The organism is Bifidobacterium erythrocebi, from assembly GCF_012932675.1.
GTDB lineage: Bacteria > Actinomycetota > Actinomycetes > Actinomycetales > Bifidobacteriaceae > Bifidobacterium > Bifidobacterium erythrocebi.
Map to the genome: position 1 here is coordinate 1 of NZ_JAAIIF010000001.1, position 6197 is coordinate 6197.

Below are 6197 nucleotides of genomic sequence, written 5' to 3' on the forward strand. Positions count from 1 at the left end.
GTGAGACGCCCGGTCCCATTCCGAACCCGGAAGCTAAGGCCTTGCACGGCGATGGTACTGCACCTGAGAGGGTGTGGGAGAGTAGCGCGTCGCCGCTTCATACGTCATGGGGGGTTCCCGTCGAGCAACGCTCCGGGAACCCCCATTTTCATATCCGGGGGATTTTTTCCGCCCTTCTTGCCCTTCCCCGTTTCCCCTCTCTCATATCCCGGGGCCTCCATGCCCGGGGCCTTTCCCGCCCTTTTTGCCCCGCGGGGATCCACCGCGCATCCAGGAACGACGCCGACGCGGAGGCCTTGTTTCTTGGGCGCATCAGCCGGAACCCCTCTGGAGGAGTGGGAACAAGGGAATCCCGAAGATTATTTACCATCGTGCTCATTCCCCGTCAGGGGCATCTCATAGTGCAGTTTCCATTGGAAAGCAGACGGTCCATGCCGCGGAACAACAATAAAGCGGAGGCCTCGTAAGAGGCACTGCGGTAAAGGCATATTGCTGAACCTGCCGGAGACCGGCCTCTGAGGTCATGCTGGGCTTGTATAAGAGGAAAATGCGTCCGCCGAGGACAAGAGCTGCTTCTCCGGCTTTCCGGCTTCTACAAGTGTTTTACGTGATTCTGCGGCCGTCGTTTTGCATGAGTAGACTAATGTGGCATCATGCACTATTTCGTACCTAAGCGCTGCGTCGAATCGAACAAGATCATGTATCACGACAAGGCCACGGCCCAGCAGGCGGCCGATCAGAGCTGGCGTGAGCGAGGAACCGAACTATGGGTGTATCGCTGCGAGTTCTGCGGTACATGGCATCTGACGCACCGCGATCCGCAATCAAGCTACCGATATGCACCATTGAACCAGCAGATGAAGCCTCATTCCAGGAAGAAGGGCTATAAGCCGCGCAGACGATAAGCCGTACACAAATCCGTACGTGTGACGAAACCGCCAAGAATAGAACAGAATAGTGCCAATAACGACGACATAAACGATGAAGGGTGCTTGTTCCACAGTCAGCTGTGAAACAAGCACCCTTCGCGTTGGAAGACCGATTATCAGCGGTCCAAGCGGAATCCCTGACGTTCCGCAAGCGGCACAACCGATTTGGACAGCACGCTGTCGTCCACGGCAACCACTGCGATCTGATTGCTGAACGCATCGACCGGACGTTCCGTATTACGCAGATCGTAGTACTGATGCACCTCGTCATCGAACGCATCCAGGCCGGCAAGCACACGCTCGTTGCTGGAAGGATATTCGTTATCGAAGAACTGCATGGAACGAGGCATACGCGGCTTGAGCGCCGGCTCCTGGTCAGGCTTGCCGATGGCCAGACCCAGCACCGGGTACGTGTATTCCGGCAGATTCAGCATGTCGACCAGCGCGGCCGCATCGTTCAGAATGGAGCCGAGCACCACACAGCCCAAGCCAAGGGAGTACGCCGCCGTTTCCATGGCATGCAGGGCCAGCACGGCATCATTCTGGGCCTGCGTATAGCGGTAGCTGGAAGTCAGCGTGAACGCGTCGTCACCGGTCTCAACGCCCTTTGCCTGGGCGATTGCGGCATTGCGATGCTCGTCAAGCACGAATACGTACAGCAGAGGCGCCTCGGCGATATACGGCTGCCCGCCGATTCGCGCAAGCTGGCTTTTGACGTCCGGGTCGGTGATGCGAATGGCCGACCAGTCATTGAGGAACTGACTCGAAGGCGCATGCTGCGCCACGGTTTCCAGCGTGGCGACGATTTCGGGACTCAGCTCCTCATCCTTGAATTTGCGGATGGAACGACGCTCAAGAAGCGTATCGATGGTGGCGTTGTGAATAAGTTCAGTCATACCGTTATTGTCACGCGACTGCCTGACCTATGCAATCGGTATGTTGCGATTAGTGAGACAGGAAAATGAGACGGAAAACAGTCACTGCTTGCGCTTGCGATGCTGACGATCGACCAGTGCCTGCGAGCCGCGATTGGACAATGCGGATACGGCCGCGCCGAACGCCGCCGATGCCGCTGCAAACGCGATGCCCATTATCAGATTGTTGCCACCGGTGCCGGTTGTGCCGGAACCGGATCCACGGCGACCCCATGCCTTATCCCAGACCGCTTGGAATATTTTGCCGGCGACCAGACCGGTGACGGTGGGAAGAAGGGACTTGATCAGCTTATCAGTGGCGGAATCCGGGTCTTCCAGCCGATGTTTGCGCAGTTCATCGACTTTGCTGTCGATACGATGCAGGGCCGCGACGGTGCGGTCTGCGGTCGAAACGGTCGTGTTGCTGGTTTCGTCACTCATAGGTACCAGTCTACCGCTCACGGTGCGATGCCGTCGCGCTGCCGGCGGCTCCGCCCCAAGGAAGATCGCTATGGCACTGGGACATCAACGACTTACGGAGTACAGTGTGACTATGAGCGAAAATGGACAGCGCGGCAACGCAGCCGCCATACAGACCGGACGTTTGGTTGTGCTACGCCATGGGCAGACCGTGTGGAGCGAATCCGGGCAGCATACCGGAAGGACGGATATTCCGTTGACCGCCGTGGGTGAGCAGCAGGCGGCTGCTGCCGGCGAGCGGCTGCGAGAGGCTTTTCCAAGGGGATTCGATGAGGGGTGCGTGTTCGCCAGTCCGTTGAGGCGCGCGCAGCAGACGGCGCACCTGGCGGGATTCTCCCATGCCGGCACGCTTGATGATATCGCCGAGTGGGATTACGGGCGTGCGGAGGGGCGTACCCGTAAAACAGTGAGCGATATGGGCGGATTCGATTGGAATGTGTGGCGTGACGGCCCTACCTCGCTTCCCGAATCCATGAATGCGGATTGGGAGGAACGCCTTCCCGGTGGGGAACGCGTGCATGTGCATGCCGGTGCCGGCGAAAGCCTGGACGAGGCCGCAGCCCGTGCCCGCAACGCGATTGAGCGGGTCGTTCCGCTCATCGAATCCGGGCATGATGTGCTGCTGGTCGCACATGCGCATATTCTTCGGATCCTCACTTCGCAGTGGCTTGGCCTCGATCCGGGGTTCGGACGGTTGCTTCGGCTGGACACGGCGCATTATTCGGTGCTGAGCCTGTATAAGGGCGACCGCGTTATCGAGCATTGGAATTGCTGAACCGATAGGCGGATTCCGTTTTGCCTGCAATCCGCTGATTTTGCGCGCATTTCTTGCAATACGACGCGCGGTGTCTGAAAACGCCGATTCGCGGGTTTTGGCGCGTCATCTCGGTGTTTCGGCACGCCAGGTTTTGCCATCGTTTGCAAGAAACCGGAAGATGCGCCATAATGGGGGATGTCGAGATAAACGTCGTCGGCGCCGAAGCTGACGCCTCGCCCTCGAACATTAAGAAAATGTTCGAGGGAGGGAACACAAAAAGGAAGAGAAAGGTTCGATGATGAATCGTAATGTGAAGGCAGCGGTTAGCCTGGTTGCTATCACCGCAATGTCTTTGGGCACGCTCGCCGCATGTGGCTCCAATTCCAGCTCCAGCAACGGCAAGGGCAAGGTCTATTATCTGAACTTCAAGCCGGAAGCAGCCGATCAGTGGACCGCTCTGGCCAAGGAATACACCAAGGAGACCGGCGTCGAGGTCAAGGTTCAGACCGCAGCCTCCGGCACCTACGAGCAGACGCTGAAGTCCGAGATCGCAAAGACCGAAGCCCCGACCCTGTTCCAGGTCAACGGCCCTGTCGGCTACCAGAACTGGAAGCGCTACACCGCCGATATGAAGGATTCCGAGCCTTACAACCAGCTCATCAACAAGGATGTGGCGCTGAAGGACGGCGACAAGGTCGTCGGCGTGCCGTACGTTATGGAAACCTACGGCCTGATCTACAACAAGGACATCCTCAACAAGTACATCGCCACCGATGGTGCCAAGATCAAGAGCGTTGACGATATCGACAACTTCGATACGCTCAAGGCCGTGGCTGACGACATGCAGGCCAAGAAGGACCAGCTCGGCATCAAGGGCGCCTTCACCTCCGCTGGCTTCGATTCCAGCTCCGACTGGCGCTTCAAGACCCATCTGGCCAACCTGCCGCTGTATTACGAGTTCACCAAGGACAACGTCACCGAGCAGCCGGAGACCATCAAGGGCACCTACCTGCCGGAGTACAAGAACATCTTCGACCTGTACATCACCGACTCCACCACCGATCGCACGCAGCTGAGCTCCAAGACCGGTGACGACGCCAACTCCGAGTTCGCCCTCGGCCAGGCCGCCTTCTACCAGAACGGCACCTGGGCTTGGACCGACCTGCAGAAGGCCGGCATGAAGGCCGATTCCATCGGCATGATGCCGATCTACACCGGCGCCAAGGGCGAGGAGAAGCAGGGTCTGGCCACCGGCTCCGAGAACTACTGGTGCATCAACGACAAGGCTTCCGATGCTAATAAGAAGGCCACCAAGGACTTCCTGAAGTGGGTCATCACCTCCGACGCCGGCAAGAAGTCGCTGAGCCAGGACATGGGCTTCACCACCCCGTTCAAGTCCTTCTCCGACGTCAAGTCCGACAACCCGCTGGTCCAGGCTGCTCAGGACGATCAGAAGTCCGGCAAGACCCAGGTCTCCTGGAACTTCACCATGATGCCGTCCGAAGAGTGGAAGAACAAGCTGGGCAACGCTCTGCTTGAGTACGCTCAGGGCACCGGCGACTGGAACGCCGTGAAGACCGCATTCGTGGACAACTGGGCCGCTGAGTACAAGGCTTCTCACTGAGTCCGATCCGCTGAATAATTGAATACCGGCGACGACCGGTTTCCTTCTCCCCGGTCGTCGCTTTTCCTCTCTGCAACAACTTCTTCTTCATGTAACTTCTCCAAAGGGTGATGGCCGCAGACCTTGACGGGTCTGCGGCCATCACCCTTTTTTGAATGAGAATCCGCAGTACCGCCATATGCCGAAGCATGGTGCTGAGGAGACGGGAGCGCCTGCATATGCTTGTGCCCCGCCTCACGCTAGGGGTGAAACGGGGCACAGAGGGTCTGCGGAAATCAGTGGCGCACGCTGGCTGTGCTGGAACGTACCACAAGCTGTGCTGGAACGTCCACGAATGCGGGGGACAGCTCATGCCCCTGAATGAGATCCAGTGTCATACGTGCGGCCGTTCGCGCCATTTCGGCAGGATCCTGACGAATGGTGGTCAGACCAATGTCGTTCGTATAGAAGCTATCGTCGTAGCCGATGAGCGAGATGTCGCCGGGGACGGCGAACCCGTTGCGCTCCAATTGGAAAAGCAGCGGCAAGGCAATGCCATCCTCCTGGCATGCGATAGCCGTCGGCATCTGCGGCAAACTCATCAGCTGCGTGACCACGTCGCCGATCTGATAGTGTCCGTCATGGTCGACCTTGCAGACCACGATCTGCGGTTCGATGCCTTCCTTGCGGCAACAATCGCAGAAGACGTTGAAACGGCTCTTTACGGAGAAGGACAGGGAAACGCCTCGGTCGGTGCTGATATAGGCGATGCTGCGGTGCCCAAGCGCGATAAGATGCCGGGCGGCAAGTGTGGAGCCCTGCTCATCATTGATATTGACAGCTGCGGAGAATCCGCGTTCCTCGGGCTTGACGGCGTTGATGCCGATAATAGGCACGCCGACGGATGCAAGCTGCGCGCTTTCCTGCGCATCGATGTCAAAGGAGACGACGATGACGGCGTCGGCGTTGCGGCGTACCGGAAGGGTGTCGAAGAACTCCTTGCGTTCCTCAATGCTGGAGATTTGGAAGATGGAGATGTCGTAGCCTTCGGCATGGAGCACTTCGTTAAGCCCCTCGATAACCGAAGCGGTGAACCACAGACTGATATGGCCGCTCATCAGGACTGCGATGCGCAGCGACCGGCCCGACTTCAGCGCGGCGGCGGAACGGGACAGTGAGAAATTAAGCTCATTGGCGATCTCCAGCACGCGTTTGCGCGTCTTTGCGGAAACAAGGTCTGGTCGTGTGAACGAGCGGGAAACGGTGGAGATGGAAACGCCCGCCGCCTTGGCCACATCTTGAATGCTGCTGGTCATGGAACCCCCTTTGCTAAGTAAACAGCGGCTTCTGTGCCCAGCTTACACTTCGATGGGGTTGCCTGTAAGAGGGAGGTAGTGCCCGAAAAGTTGCGCACTTTGGATCATGGCCGTCCATGGCGCGATGATCAGTTCGCTTCCACGAGGTTGTCATCGAGCCGGGACATGTCCAGGTAGCGGCGGTTCGACCATTCGTTC

6 protein-coding genes and 1 rRNA gene are annotated in these 6197 nt (G+C 58.3%); 4 read left to right on the plus strand and 3 right to left on the minus strand.

Going from position 1 to position 6197, the window contains the following annotated elements; translation table 11 throughout:
- Both rrf and G1C98_RS00010 read left to right on the plus strand, forming a co-directional pair.
- Window positions 1-98 (plus strand): 5S ribosomal RNA (rrf, locus tag G1C98_RS00005); the annotation flags it as partial.
- Between the two features lie 555 nt (window positions 99-653).
- Window positions 654-905, plus strand: coding sequence for a hypothetical protein (locus G1C98_RS00010; RefSeq protein ID WP_033509140.1), 252 nt, complete (start codon window positions 654-656; stop codon window positions 903-905).
- Window positions 906-1045: 140 nt separating this feature from the next.
- On the opposite strand, the gene G1C98_RS00015 is transcribed toward G1C98_RS00010, so the two are convergent.
- Together G1C98_RS00015 and G1C98_RS00020 are read right to left on the minus strand one after the other, a co-directional pair.
- Window positions 1046-1825 carry a nitroreductase family protein gene (locus tag G1C98_RS00015; RefSeq protein ID WP_169078058.1) on the minus strand — a complete coding sequence of 260 codons (780 nt, stop codon included), beginning with the start codon at window positions 1823-1825 and terminating at the stop codon, window positions 1046-1048.
- Between the two features lie 81 nt (window positions 1826-1906).
- A complete protein-coding gene (locus G1C98_RS00020) occupies window positions 1907-2284 on the minus strand; it encodes a DUF4235 domain-containing protein (protein ID WP_169078060.1) in 378 nt (125 codons plus the stop codon).
- 112 nt (window positions 2285-2396) lie between these two features.
- On the opposite strand from G1C98_RS00020, the gene G1C98_RS00025 reads away from it, so the two are divergent.
- On the plus strand, window positions 2397-3098 hold the full coding sequence (locus tag G1C98_RS00025) for a histidine phosphatase family protein (protein ID WP_169078062.1): 702 nt from the start codon (window positions 2397-2399) through the stop codon (window positions 3096-3098).
- Between the two features lie 277 nt (window positions 3099-3375).
- Window positions 3376-4704: an ABC transporter substrate-binding protein gene (locus G1C98_RS00030; RefSeq protein WP_169078064.1), complete on the plus strand. Its 1329-nt coding sequence runs from the start codon at window positions 3376-3378 to the stop codon at window positions 4702-4704.
- A 275-nt stretch (window positions 4705-4979) separates the two neighbouring features.
- Here G1C98_RS00030 and G1C98_RS00035 read toward each other — a convergent pair whose 3' ends face one another.
- Window positions 4980-5999 (minus strand): LacI family DNA-binding transcriptional regulator, encoded by a 1020-nt coding sequence (locus G1C98_RS00035; protein ID WP_169078066.1) that lies wholly within the window; start codon window positions 5997-5999, stop codon window positions 4980-4982.
- Window positions 6000-6197 lie beyond the last annotated feature (198 nt).

Bases quoted from the DNA above. Each gene is read 5' to 3' on its own strand.
- G1C98_RS00010 (WP_033509140.1), top strand. From the start codon at position 654: ATGCACTATTTCGTACCTAAGCGCTGCGTCGAATCGAACAAGATCATG.
- G1C98_RS00015 (WP_169078058.1), bottom strand. From the start codon at position 1,825: ATGACTGAACTTATTCACAACGCCACCATCGATACGCTTCTTGAGCGT.
- G1C98_RS00020 (WP_169078060.1), bottom strand. From the start codon at position 2,284: ATGAGTGACGAAACCAGCAACACGACCGTTTCGACCGCAGACCGCACC.
- G1C98_RS00025 (WP_169078062.1), top strand. From the start codon at position 2,397: ATGAGCGAAAATGGACAGCGCGGCAACGCAGCCGCCATACAGACCGGA.
- G1C98_RS00030 (WP_169078064.1), top strand. From the start codon at position 3,376: ATGATGAATCGTAATGTGAAGGCAGCGGTTAGCCTGGTTGCTATCACC.
- G1C98_RS00035 (WP_169078066.1), bottom strand. From the start codon at position 5,999: ATGACCAGCAGCATTCAAGATGTGGCCAAGGCGGCGGGCGTTTCCATC.